The following is a 15984-nucleotide window of genomic DNA, read 5'->3' as shown; positions in this document are numbered from 1 at the left end:
CTTCTTGGACAGGGTGACCTCATCAGGGTAGGCCGAAGGCGGAGTGACTCCGACGTAGCGGGGGCCGCTGCCACAAACTCGCGGGCGACCCGCCGCCATCTGCGAGACTGGGACATGACCCTGGACCTGATCCTGCGGACTGTTGTTTTCCCGCACGTTTCGGCGGGCGGCCGTGGGGGAGGTCACTGACACGATGATCGGGTTGCGCGGCGGGGGCCGCGCGTCCTAGAAAAGCAGTCGGGTGGAGATATGCATCGCGGTGGCGGACTGGGCGAGGGGACCGATGACCTGGGTCCTCGACGTGCCCGGCGGGGAAGGCACCGACGCGAGGCGGAGGAAGCCGGCGAAGCACATCAGGCGCAGGGCGGACCGAATGAGCCGGAACGGGCCGACCGACGTATTGATCACCGTGATCGTCGAATGGACCGGCTGGGGGCGGGGAGCAGGAATGGTGGTCGGGTGGGGGTGACGTACAAGTACTTCGGCGCGCCCGACGGCGCGACCGCGGCCCGCGTACCGATCTCGATGCGCCCCGAGGAGCTCGGCGGCGACGAGCTCGGCATGAACGGCATGTTCACCAAGATCAAGCCGGAGACGATGGCCGCGATGGTCCTCACCGGCATCGAGGGCGTCCCCCTGCACAAGGTGCCGCCCCTCGAACTGGTCGTGCTGCACCCGGACTACGCGGTCGTGAAGCTCCCGATGACCGTCGTCGACCCCCTGCGGGGAATCGGCGAGGAGGCGGTCGGCGCGGCGGCGTTCATCTGGTCCACGGTTCCGGACCGGGGCGGGCCCCGGGACGCGTTCAACGTGTACCAGTTGCTGCACGAGTGGCAGGACTTCTCGCACCGGCTGCATGAGGCTGGGCATCAGCCTTATTGCCTTGTGTGGCCGTGACCTGGGGTTTCGGTGGTTTCGGGCGGGGTCTTCGGGCCTCGCCCTTTTTGGTGCCGGGGAGGGGCCGTCAGGCGGCCAGGGCACATTGAGGGCACATTGGTTTCGCTGGGGGTGCTGATGTGCCCTGGGCGGCGGGCTGGTCGCCGTCGTCTTCCGCCTCCGCCTCCGCTTCCGTTTCCGTCAATGCGTCGTCGATCGCCTTGCGGGTGCGGGTCTCGCTGGACGGCAGCAGGTGCGTGTACGTCCGCAGCGTGAAGCCCGGGTCCGAGTGGCCGAGGTACTCGGAGAGCGCCTTGATGCTCTCCCCCGCGTCCAGGAGCACGGAGGCGTAGGCGTGCCGGAGGGCGTGCATCCCGTCTTCGGGGGCCGCCTGGAGGTACCTCGCGCCGCGCTCGCGGGGAGGGATCACGCCGGCGGCAGCCAGAGCGCGCTTCCAGTCGCCCATGTTGAAGACGCTGCGGTTGTAGGCCCGCCCCTTCTGGTCGACGAAGAGGAGACGGAAGGTCTTCGGCTCGCCGTCCGGCTTGGCCCACGGCAGGGTGACCTCGACCGGCGGGAACTCCTTCGTGTGGGCCTTGAGGGCGGCAGCAAGCTGGGCCGGTAGAGGCACAGATCGGATCTTGTTCCCCTTGGGCAGGGCGAAGACGGGCTTCGTGCCGACGAGCCGTACCTGGCGGTTGACGTGGATCCAGCCGGTCTTGAAGTCGATGTCCTCGACGGCAAAGCCGAAGACCTCGCCCTGACGCAGGCCGCAGCCGAAGGCGAGCTTGCCGCCGGCCTGGAAGCGCTTGGGCAGGCCGGCGAGGACTGCCCGGACGCGCTCCAGCGGCCAAGAGATGATCTTCTTCTTGGTCGCGGTCGGCAGCTTGACCGACTTCGCCTTGCAGGGGTTCTTCGGCAGGAGCCCATCCTCCACGGCCGCGCCGAGGATGCTGGAGAGGATGTCGAAGATGCCCTCGATCGTCGACACCTCCAGGCGGGCGTCCTGGAGGGTGCGGATCCAGCCCTGGATGACCGAGGGCTGGTTGAGGGAACGAAGCTCGCGTCGCCCGAGGTGCTCGACGATGTGGTTGCGGACCGTTGCCTCGTAGCGGAGGGCTGTCGTCGGACCGACGGAGTTCGCGTCCAACCACTTCTGTGCGTAGGCGCCGAGCGTCTGCTTCGTCTCGGCTGGCACGACGTAGGAACCGCGCCGGATCTCGACGTCGACCTCAGCGGCCCGGTTGTCCGCCTCAGCCTTGGTGTCGAAGTTTTCCTTGCGCTGGCGGCCGTCCAGATCGCGGTAGCGGACCTGCCACCGCTTGCCGACGCCATGATCGGCGGTGGGGACCATCTGCCGCGTACGGCTCTTGTGTTCACCGCACTCGGCCTCGGTGGGCTTGGGGTGGGACTTGTGCCAGCGGTCGTACACGTCAGCCAAGAAGGACCCGCTGAATGCGCTCCCAGGTCCGGAGCGGAGAGGTCTCCAGAGGCAGCAGGACTGCGTGCGAGACGCCGAGGGCGGCGGCGATCGCGACGAGGTCGTCGACGTCACAGCGGCGGTGGGCGCGCTCGGTGCGGCTGAGGGCTGTGTTACACATCGGGCGGCCCAGCGCGGTGCATCGGGCAGCCAGCTGGTGCTGGGTCAGGCCGCGCGCGATGCGTATTCGCTCTATGGCGCGGGCGGCGTGGAGGCCGGCGGGGCCTATTTCAACGGGTCGAGTTGCCATGACAGGTAGCTGTAACTTGCAGCCGACCTTTATGGCAAGAGTTGGCTCTAAAACTCTACAGAAGTCGCTGCAGGGTGACCATGGGGCGGCGTGGCGTTTATCTCGCCCATTCACGAGGCACGGACGGGTAATTCCAGGAGTCGCCGTGCTAACTTGCCGTCGCGCGTGAACTTTGGGCGTTTTGAGCCGGTAACCGATGATGTGCTCACCGCTTGCTTCAGCTCACCTGATCACCTGCCCAGACAGGCTCCGGCCTGCACCAACCGACGAGACGGGCCCGGTCGGTGCCCCCCCCCGGGGCGATCAGGGATGAGGAGGTAGTCGCCAACTTTTTGGTCAACGGCCGATCCACCTCTACGGTTATTACCCCTCCCAGCCACGCCGAGGGAATTAGTGGAGAGTTTTAGAACCAACGCTGGACTTCTTCGCTGGCGGTGTGGCTGTGTTGTCCAGGCACGCTGTCCAAGACCGAAAAGGAGCCCTGTGCCGAATACCTCTCTCCGCAGCGCGAACGCCCATTCCTCCGCCGACGCTGCCCGGCGCGGCCCGTTGGCCACCCCGGCGGAAGTCGCTGCCTATCTCGGGGTGCCGGTGAAAACGCTCTACCAGTGGAAGTACCGGGGCATCGGCCCCAACGTGCACAAGGTCGGCCGCCACCTCCGCTACCGCTGGTCCGAGGTGGACGCCTGGGTGAACGCCCAGTCCGCGTACGACCTCACGGCCTGAAGCCGCTCTGCCGGGACAGCGAAGCGGCTCTCCGCGAGCCACCGCCGAGAGCCACAGAGTCCCCGCCCCCATCGCCCTTGAACGATCGAATCGGTGGGCCGGGCCTTGCCCGTCCGGCCCACCGGGAAGGAACGCCTATGGACGAATCTACGTCCCCCGACTCCTCCGCCGCATCCTCGATACCCACCTGGCCGCCCGTCGCCGCCCTGGGCCAGGACGCCACCGCGAAAGCCTCGACCTCGGAGGACGACGAGCCAGGGCAGCCCGGAGAAGGCGCACAGCTACTGGACGAGCTGCAGGAAGCCATCGCGCGGTACGTGATCCTGCCCAGCAGTGAGGCGCTGACCGCCGTCACGCTGTGGGTGGCGGCCACGCACATCCAGCCCGCCCTCCAGCACGCACCTCGCCTCGCCGTGGTCGGGCCTGCGAAGCGGTGCGGTAAGTCCCGCCTGCTGGACGTGCTCACCGAGACTGTGCGCGAGCCGCTGATCACGGTCAACACCAGCCCGGCGGTGGTCTTCCGCGCCATCGGTGCGGACCCGCCCACCCTGCTGGTGGACGAGGCCGACACCATCTTCGGCAGCATCAAGGCCGCCGAAAAGAACGAGGAGCTGCGTGGCCTCCTCAACGCCGGCCACCAGCGCAACCGGCCCGCCCTGCGGATCTCCGGGCCGGAGCACAAGCCGCAGGCGTTCCCCACCTTCGCCATGGCCGCGCTCGCCGGCATCGGGGACCTGCCGGACACGGTCATGGACCGGGCCGTGGTGATCCGAATGCAGCGGCGCAAGCCAGGTGAGCGGGTGGAACAGTTCCGCTCCCGCCGCGACATACCCGCCCTGCACGCCCTACGTGACCGGCTGACTGCCTGGCTGCGCCCGCTGATGGACACCGCAGCCGACCTGGTGCCGCCGATGCCGGTGCAGGACCGTGCGGCCGACACCTGGGAACCGCTGGTGGTCGTCGCCGAACTGGCAGGCGACTCCTGGCCGGAGCGAGCACGCGAAGCGTGCGTGGCCATGTGTGCCGCCGAGGTCGGCCAGGACGACGAGTCCAACGTGAAGACACGCCTGCTGAAGGACATCCGCCGCGTCTTCGCGTGCTACGGCGATCCTGACACCGTGCGCACGCGGGACCTGCTGGAAGAGCTACTCAAGGACCAGGAGGCGCCGTGGGCGGAGTACCGCAACACCGGTCTGACCCCGCGCTACCTGGGGATCCTGCTGAAGGACTTCGGTATCCAGGCAGCCGTCCTCCGCTTCGAAGGCGGACGGCAGGCCCGGGGATTCACCCACGCACAGTTCACCGATGCCTGGGCCCGCTACTGCCCCGAGGAGCAGCCACCCGACGGCGGTGAGACCACACGTCACGGGTCGGCCGTACACCCGTAAACACCCGTCGCACACGTCGCACCGCAGGTCATCCCCGTGACGGGTCCGGCAACTGTGACGGGTCCTCCCGTATCACGCCAGGTTCCCGTACCTGCCCTGACCAGGCATGCGACGGGTGCGACGAGTCCGCCGCCCTCCCCACTGGCAACCCCGCACCGTGCCTAGGCACCCGTCTCCCCCTGGAGTACCACGCTTGCCCTCACGCACCGCCCAAGCCCCCGTGCCGCCAGTGACCGTAGCGATCCGCCTCGGGGTCGCCCTGGTCGGCACGATCGGCTTCGCCCTCTCCTACGACGCCCTGCGGCAGATGGCCGTCGCCATCCACATCCGCGGAGTCCTCACCTACGCCTTCCCCCTCGTGATCGACGGGTTCATCGCCATCGGCGTCGCCGCCCTGCTCATCCTCCGTACCGCGCCCTGGCGTTCTCGCCTGTACGTCTGGGCACTGGTCGGCCTCGCCACCGTCACGAGCATCTGGGCGAACGCTCTGCACGCCGTCCGCCTCAACCAGCAGGCACACACCGCCGGGCTCCATCTGGACGATGTCACCGTCGGCGCCCTGTCCGCGATAGCTCCGCTCGCCCTGGCCGGCGCGGTCCACCTCGACCTCGTCATCCGCCGCCACCCCACGAGTCTGGGCGAAGAGGCCGCCGCCACACCGGGCCACAACTCCTCTGGCCACAGCCACAACGGCACGCACAGCGCCATGCGGCCTGCCCGTTCGCAAGACGATGACTTCCTGCCAAAGGAGGCACAGAGCTCGCGTGACATGGCCGAGCGCCCAGACCTGGCGGAGGCAGCCGCCAACGTGCCGCGGGCCCCGAAGCCGCTCTCCAAAGACGAGGGCCACGAACGGGATGTCACCTTCGACGAACTCCTCGCCATCGCCCGCACCGCACCGCTGGGACGCGGGGACCGTGCCTCACGCCGCAACATCGAAGCGGCCATCCGAGCCGCTGAGTACCGCATCGGCAAGGACCGTCTCACTCAGCTCAAGGACCGAGTACAGGCCGACCTCGACCGGGCTGCCCGCCAGCGACAGGCCGAGCCCGACACGGCCCCCGTCGGCACGCGCTGAGGGCCGCCGCCCCACCCCGATCGACCCCCTCCGCTCGTTCCCGCACAGCCCGGAGCGGGGACGAGCGGCCCACTAGGCGACACGGCCTCGCCCCCCAACACCGCACGGAGAACCCCTCAATGCACGACCAGCACCCCGAACTCGCCACCGACCGGACGCAGATGATGACCATCGCCACCAGCGCAGCAAGGTATGGCGTTGGACCGTCCAAGGGCCGGTCCGACGCAGGCACCTCCGCCCCGGGGGTGGCGGAGGACCTCGGGCACCAGGGGGTGCCCGAGGAGGTAACGCCCGGCGACGCAGCCGAACAGTCGCCCGCCGCCCCCGCCGACGAAGTCACCCTGCGTCGCATCGCTCGCCGCCGTACCCGCGAGAGCGTCCAGCGCAAGCAACGTGTCGATGTCCGCTACAGCAGCGATGAGAAGGCCCGGATCCTTACCCGTGCCCGCAAGATGGGCATCGCCGGCGCCCACCTCGTCGGCGCCGTGATCACGGCCTACCTCGACGGTGATCTCGCCGTGGGCCTGGCCGGGCAGCGCACCCAGCTCGATGACTGCCTCGACAAGCTCGACGCCCTACGGGCCGAAGTCGCGCGCATCGGCAACAACGTCAACCAGATCGCGCACCGCCTCAACGCCGGAGGCGATCCACACCCTGTGGACGCCACCGTCCTCGCCCAGACCGAACGCACCCTGGTCGCCGTCCGCGGCGCCATCAGCGACATCGCGCAGACCATGAACCACGCCGTCTCCGTGAAGGCGGCCTGGTGATCGCCAAGATCGGCAGCGGCAAGAGCACCGCCGGCCTGATCCGGTATCTGTTCGACACGAAGAAGGCCAAGGACCACACCGACCCGCACCTGGTCGCCTCCTGGGACGGCTTCGCTCCCGATCCCGGCCGCGCCGACGGCTTCGACGCCACAAAGAAGCGGCTCGTGGCCGACCTCGACCTGCGGGTTAAGCAAGCCCGCCGACTGGGCCGGGCGCCCGAGCGGCACGTGTGGCACTGCTCGGTACGTGCCGCCCCCGGCGACCGGCACCTCACCGACGCCGAGTGGGCGGACATCGCGCGCCGCGTTGTGGCGGCCACTGGCATCGCGCCACAAGGCGATCCGGACGGGTGCCGGTGGGTCGCCGTCCGCCACGCCGACGACCACATCCACATCGCCGCCACCAAGGTCCGTGGCGACCTGCGCACCGCCCGCCACTGGAACGACTACCTGACCGCCGACAAGGAACTCGCCGCCATCGAGAAGGAATACGGCCTCAAGCAGGTCGTGCGCGGCGACCGCACCGCCGCCAAGCGCCCCACCCGCGCCGAGACGGAGACAGCCCGCCGCGCCGGCAAGACCCAGACCTCCCGCGAACGCCTGCGCACCACCGTCCGCCAGCTAGTGTCCATCGCCACCAGCCCGGAGGAGTTCCTCCTTCTGCTCGACGGCGTCGAGGGCGTCCTTGTGGACGTGCAGCACTTTCCCTCCGGTGACGTGCGCGGGTACAAGGTCGCCGTGGAAGGCGACACCAACGCCGCCGGCGAGCCGATCTGGTTCTCCGGCGCCAAACTCGCCCCCGACCTGCCCTTCCCCAAGATCCGCGAACGCCTCACCGCCATCGATGCCCCGCCCGCAGCGGAGCCGGGCAGCCGACGCAGGCCCAACCCGTGGCACCAGGCCACGGCAGCAGCCGAGCGCATCCTCCACCACCTCGACCACGGCGACGACGAAGCCGCCCAGGCCCACATCGCTGCGCTCGGCGAAGCCATCGACGTCCTGCCGCTGCTCGCCCCCAGCCACCTGCGGCCACATCTGCAGCAGGCCGCCGTCGCCTTCGAGCGCGCCACCCGCTCCCGCATCCGCGCCCAGCAGGACCAGGCCCGCGCCCTGCGGGGTGCCGTCCGAGCCCTGCGCACCGCGCCGGTCACCAGCGACGGCTCCGGGCTGGCGATGTTCCTCGACATCGCCGTCCTCATCGTCATCGCCACAGCTCGCTGGCACCAAGCCCGCCGGCACAACCAGCAGGTCGCCGCCGCCCACCAGACCCTGGCCCATCTCCAGACCGCCTACCGACAGGCTGCTGCCGGGCCGCTGGCCGCCCTGGCTCAGCGCCAACCACCGGCCCGCGCCATGGAACGGCACACCCAGCGCATCCTCGTGATCCTGCCCGACCACGCCCAGCAGATCCTCGACGACCCCGCCTGGCCGGCACTGGCCGCCGCCCTGACCGAAGCCGAGAACGCCGGCCACGACCCCGAGCAACTCCTCCAGCACGCCGCACGTCAGCGCACCCTCGACGACGCCCGCTCCACCGCCAGGACCCTCACCTGGCGCGTCCAACGCCTCGCCGCCCGGCAGGCTCCCAGCGCCCGAGCACGGGCTGCCCAAGCCCGCACCAGGGTTGCAGCCCGACCGGCACAGCCTGGCCAGACTCCATCCAGCCCGTCACAGCCTGGCCTGGCGGCACCTGCTCGACACCGGTGATGCCGTCAGCGGGCGCGGAGGTACCTGTCGCGTCCACCCTTCAGGTTTCCCACACCGAGGCAACAGCGTCACCGCACCGTGTTGACCAGAGGCTCCAGCAAGTCCAGTGCTTCCTCCCAGCGGAAGCGTTCCGTCGCTCCGCCAGCCCTCGGCCGGTGCGGTTCGCATGAGCCGATCAGAACACCCATGCCCCGCAGCCGGTCCAGGCTCTGCTGGTAGGCGGGGTGGGCGGCCTGGGCGGAGTTCAGGTAGGGCAGCACCACAGTCGGGATGGCCATGTCGTACGCCTCGCACAGGATACCCAGGGCGAGGGTGTCGGAGATCCCGGCGGCCCACTTGTTGATCGTGTTGAAGGTGGCGGGAGCCACGGCGATCGCGTCCGCCGGGGGCAGTGGGCGCGGGTCTCCCGGTGAACGCCAGGCGGAGCGGATCGGGTAGCCGGTCTGTGCCTCGATCGCCGTAGCGTCGATGAAGCCAAATCCCTGCGGTGTGGCGATGACGCCGACATCCCAGTTCGCCTCCTGGGCGGCCGTGATCAGCTTGCCGACGTCACGGGCCACGCCTGCCGCGCACACGACGACGTACAGGAAGGGCTTCTTGTCCGGGGCAGTCGGTTCGGTCACGCGGGGACTCCCAGTTGGCGGCTGAAGTGGTGCAGTTCCGGCAGGGTACGTCGGCGGTCGCGGGCGGCCATATCGGCGACCAGGTTGCGGACGTCGGGGCGGCGGATGTCCTGGGCGGCGCAGGTCTCGGCGATCCTCAGGGCTTGGTAGCCGTCGGCAAGGCGGCCCTGCTGGCTGTAGGCGCGAGCCGCTTCGACCCATAGTGCGGCCCGGCGTTCGGGCACCGGGATGTGCCGGCGCATGAGGGGCCTGGCCGCCTGAAGGGCGAGGCCGGCATCGCCGAAGGCCACCAGAGCGCTCAGCTCGTGCAGGGCGACGTTGGTCGGGCTGAAGGTGGCCCAGGCGTCGGGCCGGTCGAGAGTGACGTACCGCGAGACTTCTTTCGCCTCGGTGAGGAATTCCTTCGTGGCCGCGCGATCACCACGACTGCTGGCCGCGGTCACGCCGCGCAGGAGCAGCAGTCCGACGGCGGCGAGGTACTTCGGTGAACGCCGGTCGTAGGAGCCGGTGAGCTGGTCCGCGGTGTGCCGGACCAGGCTGACGGCCTCTGTGGCGTGCTTCTCGCGGACCAGGACGTGGGCCTGGACACGGACGCTGGAGGCGAGAACGACCGGGTCGCCTGAGCGTTCGGCTTCTGCCATCGCCCGGCCGACGGCGAGCCATGCGTTGCCCTGGTCGTGCTGCTTGAGCAGCAGGCTCGTCGCCGTCTGGTACGCCGTGGCCAGGAGCCGGGACACCGTGTCCCCGTCCGTCGCATCACCGACCGCCAGTCGCAGGTCGGCAATCAGGCTCGGGAGGGTGCGCTCCAACTCCGTGTATTGGCAGGTGTGGAAAAGCCTCAGTGCTGATCCGACGCGTTCGTACAGGACGGCCGTGCCCTGGGGGCCACCGGTGCCCGCGGGGCCGGGACCGGGCAGGAGGGCCTGGACGAGGGCGGTGTGCGAGGCCGAAGAGCCGGCCGGGGCCGCGAGCGCTGCGATGCTCGCGGCGAGGAAGGTGCGGCGGTGCATGTCGTCAGCTTCTCGATCGGCGGCGGAGACGTCCTGAGACGGGGCGAGGCCCAACTCATGAGGCGGGATGTTCAGTTCCTGCGCGATGGCGCGTAGTACGCGGATGTCCTCCGTGCCGCGACCGCTCTCCAGACGGCTCACCTTGGACTGGTGATACCCAAGCGCTGCGGCCACGCCGTGCTGTGAACGCCGCTGTAACACCCGTGCCCGACGGATCCGGTCTCCGATCCGTCTCGCTTCCCCATGCGCGTCGGCCATCTGCCACGGCTCCTTCCGCCGTCGCTGATCCTGCCTGCTCAATCGAGCATAGATCAGCCGTAGTTGGCCGTGATGCAGCCCCTGCATAAGTCATGCAGCACCAGCGCCACGTCATCCACAGCGCCTGGGGCGTGGAAGCCCCCAACGGCTTCCTCACGGTCGTCTTCGTCGCCCATGAATGGTCCGGCGAGCCGGAGAACCGCGAACCGCGCAAGCACGCCCAAGTCCGCTGGGTCGACACCGGTGCCATCCCCGAAGAGTTCGTGGAGACCACCGCCAGCGCCCTTCATCGCTACCTGGCCGGCGGGCCTCAGGTGTCGCTGGAGGGTTGGAACTGACCGAGCGCCTCTTCTGGGATAGCGTCTCGCCCCCACGGTGAGATGAGTGACCGCGTTCAGCGTTCGCCGACCTCGCCGCTTTCCTCCGCTACATGCTCGCCCCTGCCACGTCCCCCTTCGCGGGACGGTTTCGGTAACAGGTGGGTCATCTGCTCCATGAGCGCTGGCTTTCACGTAGCGACCGATCCTCCTGGCGTGGGTCGTTTCGCTCGGATGGGTTCGGAGACCCGGTGAGCGGAGGTCGCGTCGCATGTGGGTTCGGAAGTGAGCTGGCATTCAATTCGTCCGCCCGCTCTGCCGCCCGGCTTCGATCGCGGGCGGCAGTGTTGTGCTGTGTCCAGGGGAACTGCGCGGCGGCCAGTGTTGTGTCCAGAGCGGCGCGCATCCGGGCACCTGTCGCGACAGGGCAGGGGCGAGGTGGTACCCCCTTACCCTGCCGGCCCTCGGCTGTGAGGTGCACACGTACCAGCAGCCGCAGCATCACCACCGTTCTGACGTTGGAGAACAGCCCCTCAAGTGACGCGGCCCCTACCGTGCCGCGCCCTTCGACCCAGCCGCTTCCGGTTGCGGCCGACGTACGGTTGAAGTACCGAGGGCATCACGCACTCCGGGCCACCACGCCGGGTCGTCCTCGGCGAGAGACGAGTGAATCCGGGCCGCCCCAGCGGTCGGCGCGGAGACGGGTCGGGGCCATGTACGCCGCGGTCGAAGCAACTCAGCGCAAGCTCATCACGGCAAGGGCCGCGCTGAGCGCCCGTGCAGGTCCGCAACCTCGCCGAGGGGAGACGTGATGACCTTTTCCCGGCTGGACATCCATCGGCGGAACCGAGGAGAGCGGACGCTCGTCACGCTTGCCGGCGACATCGGGCCGGCCACGACGCCGCTGCTGCGGGCCGCAGTGGAGCAGTGTCTGCTGGACGGTGTCACCGTGATCGACATCGACCTGACCACGGTCGGCTCCTGCGACGCCAGGGGCTTGGACGTCCTCCTGTCGGCAGCACAGCGCGCCGGCCGGGTCCACGCTCGCCTGCGGCTGCACCATCCGTGCGCTCAGATCACCCGGGTCCTCGATGCCACGGGATCGACTTCGCTGCTCCCTACGGCCCCCGCGAGTCTCGTGCCGCCCGCCGCATCCGACGGCTTCATGAGTGCGGCGACGGGGGCGCCCGAAGACTCCGCTCGCCGACCGGACCAGCCGGTCCTCAAGGACGGGATCCGCCTTCGTCGGCTGACCCGCTGGCAGGCAGAAGACATGCGCGCGGACATCGCGGACCTGGCTGCGGAGTCCGTCGCAGGCACCACGGGCGAGCGGTACCACAACCGCGGGGACTTCCTGCACCGCTTGTCGATCACCGCCCGCCGCCCCGGCTTCGCCCTGCTGGTCGCCGAGACGACGGTGCTGGTCGGTTGCGCCTTCGGTTTTCCGATGGGCTCTGAAGGCTCCGGCAGTCGGGGGTCCGACGGAACGCTCCAGGAGATCATCCAGCGGCTCACCTCCCGCGCACGGTTCGTCGTCCTCACCCAGGTCGTGGCCCACCCGCACGTTCAGCACCGCGACATCGCCCGCCGGCTGCAACAGCGTCTGCTCACAGAGCTGCACTCCTCCCTCGGGATCACCCTGCTGCATCCTGCCGACCGGGCAGGACAAGCCGCCTTCTCGTCCTGGGGCTGGCAGAACATGGGTGAGGTCGTCGGGCTGCCCGGCTCCGTCGCCCCCTGCGTGTTGACCCTGTCCGCCGAAGGGCAGCCCCCTCGGCACGCCGATGACGTGGCAGAGGAGCGATGAGCCGGCGGTCGTACCGGCCGGGGCGGTCACGTGACCCGTCGTCCGCCGTACCGAGGTGCCTCCACGCGATGGCTGCCTGCCTCTCGGCGCGATGGCTGCGCACCACGCCGCCCGCCACGGCTGGGAGTAGCGTGGGAGGTACCGAGAACTTCCGGGCGTACGACCACGGCGGCGCCGTTCCCGGCGAGTGACTGACACGGGCAGCCGGAAAGCAGCGCCCGGAACGGGATCGCACGATGAACGCCATCACAAAGCCCGCCGAAGGTACCGCGCCAGGTTACGGACACTCCTACCGGATGCCCATGCCCCGGCTGCGCCTCACGCCGGACGTCAGCCATGGCCCGCTGGACGGCGCATGGTGGCCGCGCTGCGACGCACTCGAACTCGAATTGCCCGCGCTGGTCGGCTCCCTGGATCCGAGCAGCGGCACCGTCACCCGCGTTACCGTGGGGTCCGCCGCCTGGCCCGATGCTCCGCAGGAGGTGATGGCGCCCGGCCACGTGATCGAGGTGGTCCTGACCGATTCCGCCGCCGAGGCGCACGCCATCACCGTGGACTGCGGCACCGTGGGACGCTGGGAACTGCTGGTGATCCCCCCGGACGAGCCGGCCGGAGTAGCCACCCGGCTGCTGACCGCCGCCGCCGACCCCGGGAACCCACTGTCGGCTCCGCGCCTGCTGGCACTCGCCGAGAGCGGCCTCGACGGACAGAACGCTTGGGAGTCGGAAGGCGGAGCCGGACCGAGATGAGCAGCCCGACCCGGCCGACTCCGTGACCGGCAGGCCGGGCGTCCACGACCCCGTGATGGAGCCATGGCACCGACAGACCCTTCGTCATCCTGGCCCGCCCCCACACGAAGCGTGACTGCGGCGGGTGAGGGGATGACGGCAGTACAGCGTACGGACCGGTCCGAAAGCTTCGGGGAAGCTCTCCTGGGAAAGATCCTCGACAGCGCGCACGAACTCCCGCCCCACCTCATCGGGCCCCTGGTCGCCGACGTCGTGGAGCGGCTCGGTGGCCGCCGTCCACAGGTGCTGTTGCAGGACTACGGCCAGCTGCTGCTCGTACCGCTGCCCGGTGAGTGCCTCGCCGGCGGGGAACCGCAGGTTATCGACGACTCCGAGGCGGGCCGCTGCTTTCTCGACGCGGTCCCCGTGGAGGTGCCCCAGGAGGACGGCGTCCGGATCCATCTGCCTCTGCTGGACGGCGGTGACCAGGTAGGGGTCATGGCGGTGACGCTGGACAGCATCGACGCCCACGACCGCCGCCTGCTGCTCAGGATCTCCGGCCTGGTGGCCGACCTTCTGGTGACCAAGCACGGCTACTCCGACCTGTTCTTCGACGTCCGACGCGGTGAGGCGATGAGCGTCGCCGCGGAGATCCAGTGGTCACTGCTGCCACCGCTTGCGATGATCATGCCCCGGGTCGCTGTGGCCGGGATCCTGGAACCCGCCTACGACGTGGGCGGCGACAGTTTCGACTACGCGCTCAACCACGACGTCCTCCACGTGGCCATGATCGACGCGATGGGCCACGGACTGGACGCGGCCACCATGGCCACGGTGGCCATCGGCGCCTACCGCCACGCCCGCCGCGCCGGCATCGGACTGTCGGAGATCTACGCGTTCATGGACCGCGCCGTGGCCAGGCAATTCGGTCCCGAGCATTTCGTCACCGCGCAGATGATGCAGCTGGACACGACGACGGGACGGGTGCAGTGGGTCAACGCCGGACACCCGCCGCCGATCCTCGTCCGCGACCACCGCGTCGCGCGGCGTCTGGCCGCCCCGACGACCCTCCCCGTCGGCCTCGGTGGTTCGGAGCCCCGGATCAGCGAGCTGGGGCTGGTGCCCGGGGACCGAGTCCTCTGCTTCACGGACGGAGTGGTCGAGGAGCACAGGAGCGGTGGGGAGGAGTTCGGGGAGGACCAGCTGATCGACTGCGTGAACCATCTGGAGAGGACCGGCCGCGGCATCCGGGCGGTGACGCGCTCCCTGTCCCACACGCTCAAGCAGGCGCGGGGCGGACAGACCAGCGATGACGCAACGCTGCTCATGGTGGAGTGGCGCGGCTGATCTCCCCCGCCGTCCGACACCGCTCGGCCGGTCACGCCCAGCGGCGGGCCCGTCAGCCGGACGGACCGTGCCCGCTCCCGGTCTCGATGAGGATCTGCTCGGCCTGGCTGATGTTGTCCGCCCGGACCGCCTGGGCCATCGCGGCGCGGGCGGCGTCCGGTGCTGTGTCCGGCGGGACCACCAGCAGCGAGAAGATATCCCTGTCGCCCCGGGTGGCCAGGACCGTGTCGTCACCGACCGGGAAGGAATCGACGTGCACCACCCGGTCGTCCGCGGCGATACGTGTCGGGAGACCTTCCCAGGCCGCGGTGTCCAGTCCCACGCGGGTCACGGGGCCGAGGTGGGCAATGAGGGCGCTGAGCAGCGCGGGCAGCTCAGCGCCGATGTCGCGCGAGCGCAGCCACCACGCACCGTCGAGGACGCCTTCGCGTGATGCGGTCGTCTCCAGCCGGAGAAGCGCGCACCCCGGCCGCACCGCCTCGTGGACGCCGCTGGGCAGACGCCGGGGAACAGGTGGTGTATCCGAGCCGGTCATGATGACCACCCGTCTGAGGGCTGGTGCGACGACGGGACTCCACCTCGCACCTGCCACGTTACTCCTGGTGTCACGCGCGACGGGCATCTCCGAAGCTCCCCCTCGTCCGGCCCCGGAGGGAACGGATGCAGCACACAGGACGTCCGTCGCATGTCGAGAGCTCCCTAGGCGCGAAAACTGGGCATGTACGTCCCCAGCCAGGTCCCCGGAGGGCACATCCAGGGCACATGAGTCCGGGAAACGGCGTTGACCCGTGAGAACTACCGAGGAGTGTTTCCGCAGGTCAACGCGCGCTTCACAGAGAAACCCCAGGCCAGCGCCCCGCCCCTCCCATTCGCTGCACGAGTGGCAGGACTTCAGCCACCGGCTGCATGAGGCGGGGCATCAGCCTTATTGCCTTGTGTGGCCGTGATCTGAGGTTTCACGTGGATCGGGCGGGGCTTTCGGGTCCCGCCCTTGTCGTCACCGCACCGGGTTGACGCCCGGTTTCAGCAACTCCAGTGCTTCCTCCCAGCGGAAGCGATCCGCCGCGCCACCGGCCCTCGGCCGGTGCGGTTCGCACGAGCCGATCACGATCCCCATCCCCCGCAACCGGTCCAGGCTCTGCTGGTAGGCGGGGTGGGCGGCCTGAGCGGAGTTCAGGTAGGGCAGCACCACGGTCGGGATGCCCATGCCGTACGCCTCGCACAGGATGCCCAGGGCGAGGGTGTCGGAGATCCCGGCGGCCCACTTGTTGATCGTGTTGAAGGTGGCGGGAGCGACGGCGATGGCGTCCGGCGGGGGCAGTGGGCGCGGGTCTCCCGGTGAACGCCAGGCGGAGCGGATCGGGTAGCCGGTCTGTGCCTCGACCGCCTTGGCGTCGATGAAGCCGAGTCCCTGCGGTGTGGCGATGACACCGACATCCCAGTTCGCCTCCTGGGCCGCGGTGATCAGCTTGCCGACGTCACCGGCGACACCGCTGGCGCACACGACGACGTACAGGAACGGCTTGTTGTCCGGGGCGGTCGGTTCGGTCACGCGGGCACTCCCCGTCGGCGGCTGAAGTGGTGCAGTTCCGGCAGGGTACGTCGGCGGTGGCGGGCTGC

General features: G+C 69.6%; 15 protein-coding genes and 1 pseudogene. 10 read left to right on the top strand and 6 right to left on the bottom strand.

Annotated elements, in window-relative coordinates; translation table 11 throughout:
* Positions 1-249: 249 nt before the first annotated feature.
* The gene (locus ACFY0F_RS24565) at positions 250-897 is read left to right on the top strand and encodes a hypothetical protein (protein WP_388798130.1); all 648 of its coding nucleotides are present in this window, start codon (positions 250-252) and stop codon (positions 895-897) included.
* Between the two features lie 67 nt (positions 898-964).
* Here ACFY0F_RS24565 and ACFY0F_RS24560 read toward each other — a convergent pair whose 3' ends face one another.
* Positions 965-2308 (bottom strand): tyrosine-type recombinase/integrase, encoded by a 1344-nt coding sequence (locus ACFY0F_RS24560; protein WP_388798625.1) that lies wholly within the window; start codon positions 2306-2308, stop codon positions 965-967.
* A gap of 1 nt (position 2309) precedes the next feature.
* On the bottom strand, positions 2310-2606 hold the full coding sequence (locus tag ACFY0F_RS24555; RefSeq protein ID WP_388798127.1) for a helix-turn-helix domain-containing protein: 297 nt from the start codon (positions 2604-2606) through the stop codon (positions 2310-2312).
* Positions 2607-3089: 483 nt separating this feature from the next.
* Here ACFY0F_RS24555 and ACFY0F_RS24550 point away from each other — a divergent pair, with 483 nt between their 5' ends.
* The 5 genes from ACFY0F_RS24550 (at position 3090) to ACFY0F_RS24530 (ending at position 8274) form a co-directional block, all read left to right on the top strand.
* Positions 3090-3332, top strand: coding sequence for a helix-turn-helix transcriptional regulator (locus ACFY0F_RS24550; RefSeq protein WP_388798124.1), 243 nt, complete (start codon positions 3090-3092; stop codon positions 3330-3332).
* Between the two features lie 137 nt (positions 3333-3469).
* Positions 3470-4720 carry a DUF3631 domain-containing protein gene (locus ACFY0F_RS24545; protein ID WP_058081473.1) on the top strand — a complete coding sequence of 417 codons (1251 nt, stop codon included), beginning with the start codon at positions 3470-3472 and terminating at the stop codon, positions 4718-4720.
* A 220-nt stretch (positions 4721-4940) separates the two neighbouring features.
* Positions 4941-5798: a DUF2637 domain-containing protein gene (locus tag ACFY0F_RS24540; RefSeq protein ID WP_388798622.1), complete on the top strand. Its 858-nt coding sequence runs from the start codon at positions 4941-4943 to the stop codon at positions 5796-5798.
* A gap of 119 nt (positions 5799-5917) precedes the next feature.
* The gene (locus ACFY0F_RS24535) at positions 5918-6568 is read left to right on the top strand and encodes a MobC family plasmid mobilization relaxosome protein (protein WP_388798121.1); all 651 of its coding nucleotides are present in this window, start codon (positions 5918-5920) and stop codon (positions 6566-6568) included.
* The gene (locus ACFY0F_RS24530; RefSeq protein WP_388798118.1) at positions 6565-8274 is read left to right on the top strand and encodes a relaxase/mobilization nuclease domain-containing protein; all 1710 of its coding nucleotides are present in this window, start codon (positions 6565-6567) and stop codon (positions 8272-8274) included. Before ACFY0F_RS24535 ends, ACFY0F_RS24530 begins: the two co-directional genes overlap by 4 nt.
* A 68-nt stretch (positions 8275-8342) precedes the next feature.
* Here the strand turns inward: ACFY0F_RS24530 and ACFY0F_RS24525 are convergent, their stop codons facing one another.
* Together ACFY0F_RS24525 and ACFY0F_RS24520 are read right to left on the bottom strand one after the other, a co-directional pair.
* A complete protein-coding gene (locus ACFY0F_RS24525; protein ID WP_388798115.1) occupies positions 8343-8897 on the bottom strand; it encodes a flavoprotein in 555 nt (184 codons plus the stop codon).
* Complete coding sequence (locus tag ACFY0F_RS24520; RefSeq protein WP_388798111.1) at positions 8894-10165, bottom strand: helix-turn-helix domain-containing protein; 1272 nt, start codon at positions 10163-10165, stop codon at positions 8894-8896. The genes ACFY0F_RS24525 and ACFY0F_RS24520 overlap by 4 nt, the downstream gene beginning before the upstream one ends.
* A 107-nt stretch (positions 10166-10272) precedes the next feature.
* Here ACFY0F_RS24520 and ACFY0F_RS24515 point away from each other — a divergent pair.
* The 4 genes and pseudogenes from ACFY0F_RS24515 to ACFY0F_RS24500 form a co-directional block, all read left to right on the top strand.
* Positions 10273-10503, top strand: a pseudogene (locus ACFY0F_RS24515) (DNA mismatch repair protein MutT); the annotation flags it as partial.
* Positions 10504-11293: 790 nt separating this feature from the next.
* Positions 11294-12289 (top strand): STAS domain-containing protein, encoded by a 996-nt coding sequence (locus tag ACFY0F_RS24510; protein ID WP_388798108.1) that lies wholly within the window; start codon positions 11294-11296, stop codon positions 12287-12289.
* A 236-nt stretch (positions 12290-12525) separates the two neighbouring features.
* Positions 12526-13038, top strand: a complete 513-nt coding sequence (locus ACFY0F_RS24505) for a DUF5994 family protein (protein ID WP_388798106.1) — start codon at positions 12526-12528, stop codon at positions 13036-13038.
* A 132-nt stretch (positions 13039-13170) separates the two neighbouring features.
* Positions 13171-14364: a PP2C family protein-serine/threonine phosphatase gene (locus ACFY0F_RS24500; RefSeq protein ID WP_388798103.1), complete on the top strand. Its 1194-nt coding sequence runs from the start codon at positions 13171-13173 to the stop codon at positions 14362-14364.
* A gap of 52 nt (positions 14365-14416) precedes the next feature.
* On the opposite strand, the gene ACFY0F_RS24495 is transcribed toward ACFY0F_RS24500, so the two are convergent.
* A complete protein-coding gene (locus ACFY0F_RS24495; RefSeq protein WP_388798100.1) occupies positions 14417-14899 on the bottom strand; it encodes a DUF5994 family protein in 483 nt (160 codons plus the stop codon).
* 462 nt (positions 14900-15361) lie between these two features.
* Positions 15362-15916, bottom strand: a complete 555-nt coding sequence (locus ACFY0F_RS24490) for a flavoprotein (RefSeq protein ID WP_388798097.1) — start codon at positions 15914-15916, stop codon at positions 15362-15364.
* Between the last annotated feature and the right edge of the window lie 68 nt (positions 15917-15984).

It is taken from the genome of Streptomyces sp. NPDC001544 (assembly GCF_042894285.1).
In the GTDB taxonomy this organism is placed as follows: Bacteria; Actinomycetota; Actinomycetes; order Streptomycetales; family Streptomycetaceae; genus Streptomyces.
Note: the sequence above shows the minus strand (reverse complement) of the source record. Positions and strands in the feature narration are given on the sequence as shown.

Excerpts from the sequence above, each read along its gene's own strand:
- ACFY0F_RS24565 (WP_388798130.1), top strand. The coding sequence starts at position 250 with ATGCATCGCGGTGGCGGACTGGGCGAGGGGACCGATGACCTGGGTCCT.
- ACFY0F_RS24555 (WP_388798127.1), bottom strand. The coding sequence starts at position 2,606 with ATGGCAACTCGACCCGTTGAAATAGGCCCCGCCGGCCTCCACGCCGCC.
- ACFY0F_RS24545 (WP_058081473.1), top strand. The coding sequence starts at position 3,470 with ATGGACGAATCTACGTCCCCCGACTCCTCCGCCGCATCCTCGATACCC.
- ACFY0F_RS24535 (WP_388798121.1), top strand. The coding sequence starts at position 5,918 with ATGCACGACCAGCACCCCGAACTCGCCACCGACCGGACGCAGATGATG.
- ACFY0F_RS24520 (WP_388798111.1), bottom strand. The coding sequence starts at position 10,165 with ATGGCCGACGCGCATGGGGAAGCGAGACGGATCGGAGACCGGATCCGT.
- ACFY0F_RS24510 (WP_388798108.1), top strand. The coding sequence starts at position 11,294 with ATGACCTTTTCCCGGCTGGACATCCATCGGCGGAACCGAGGAGAGCGG.
- ACFY0F_RS24505 (WP_388798106.1), top strand. The coding sequence starts at position 12,526 with ATGAACGCCATCACAAAGCCCGCCGAAGGTACCGCGCCAGGTTACGGA.
- ACFY0F_RS24500 (WP_388798103.1), top strand. The coding sequence starts at position 13,171 with ATGACGGCAGTACAGCGTACGGACCGGTCCGAAAGCTTCGGGGAAGCT.
- ACFY0F_RS24495 (WP_388798100.1), bottom strand. The coding sequence starts at position 14,899 with ATGACCGGCTCGGATACACCACCTGTTCCCCGGCGTCTGCCCAGCGGC.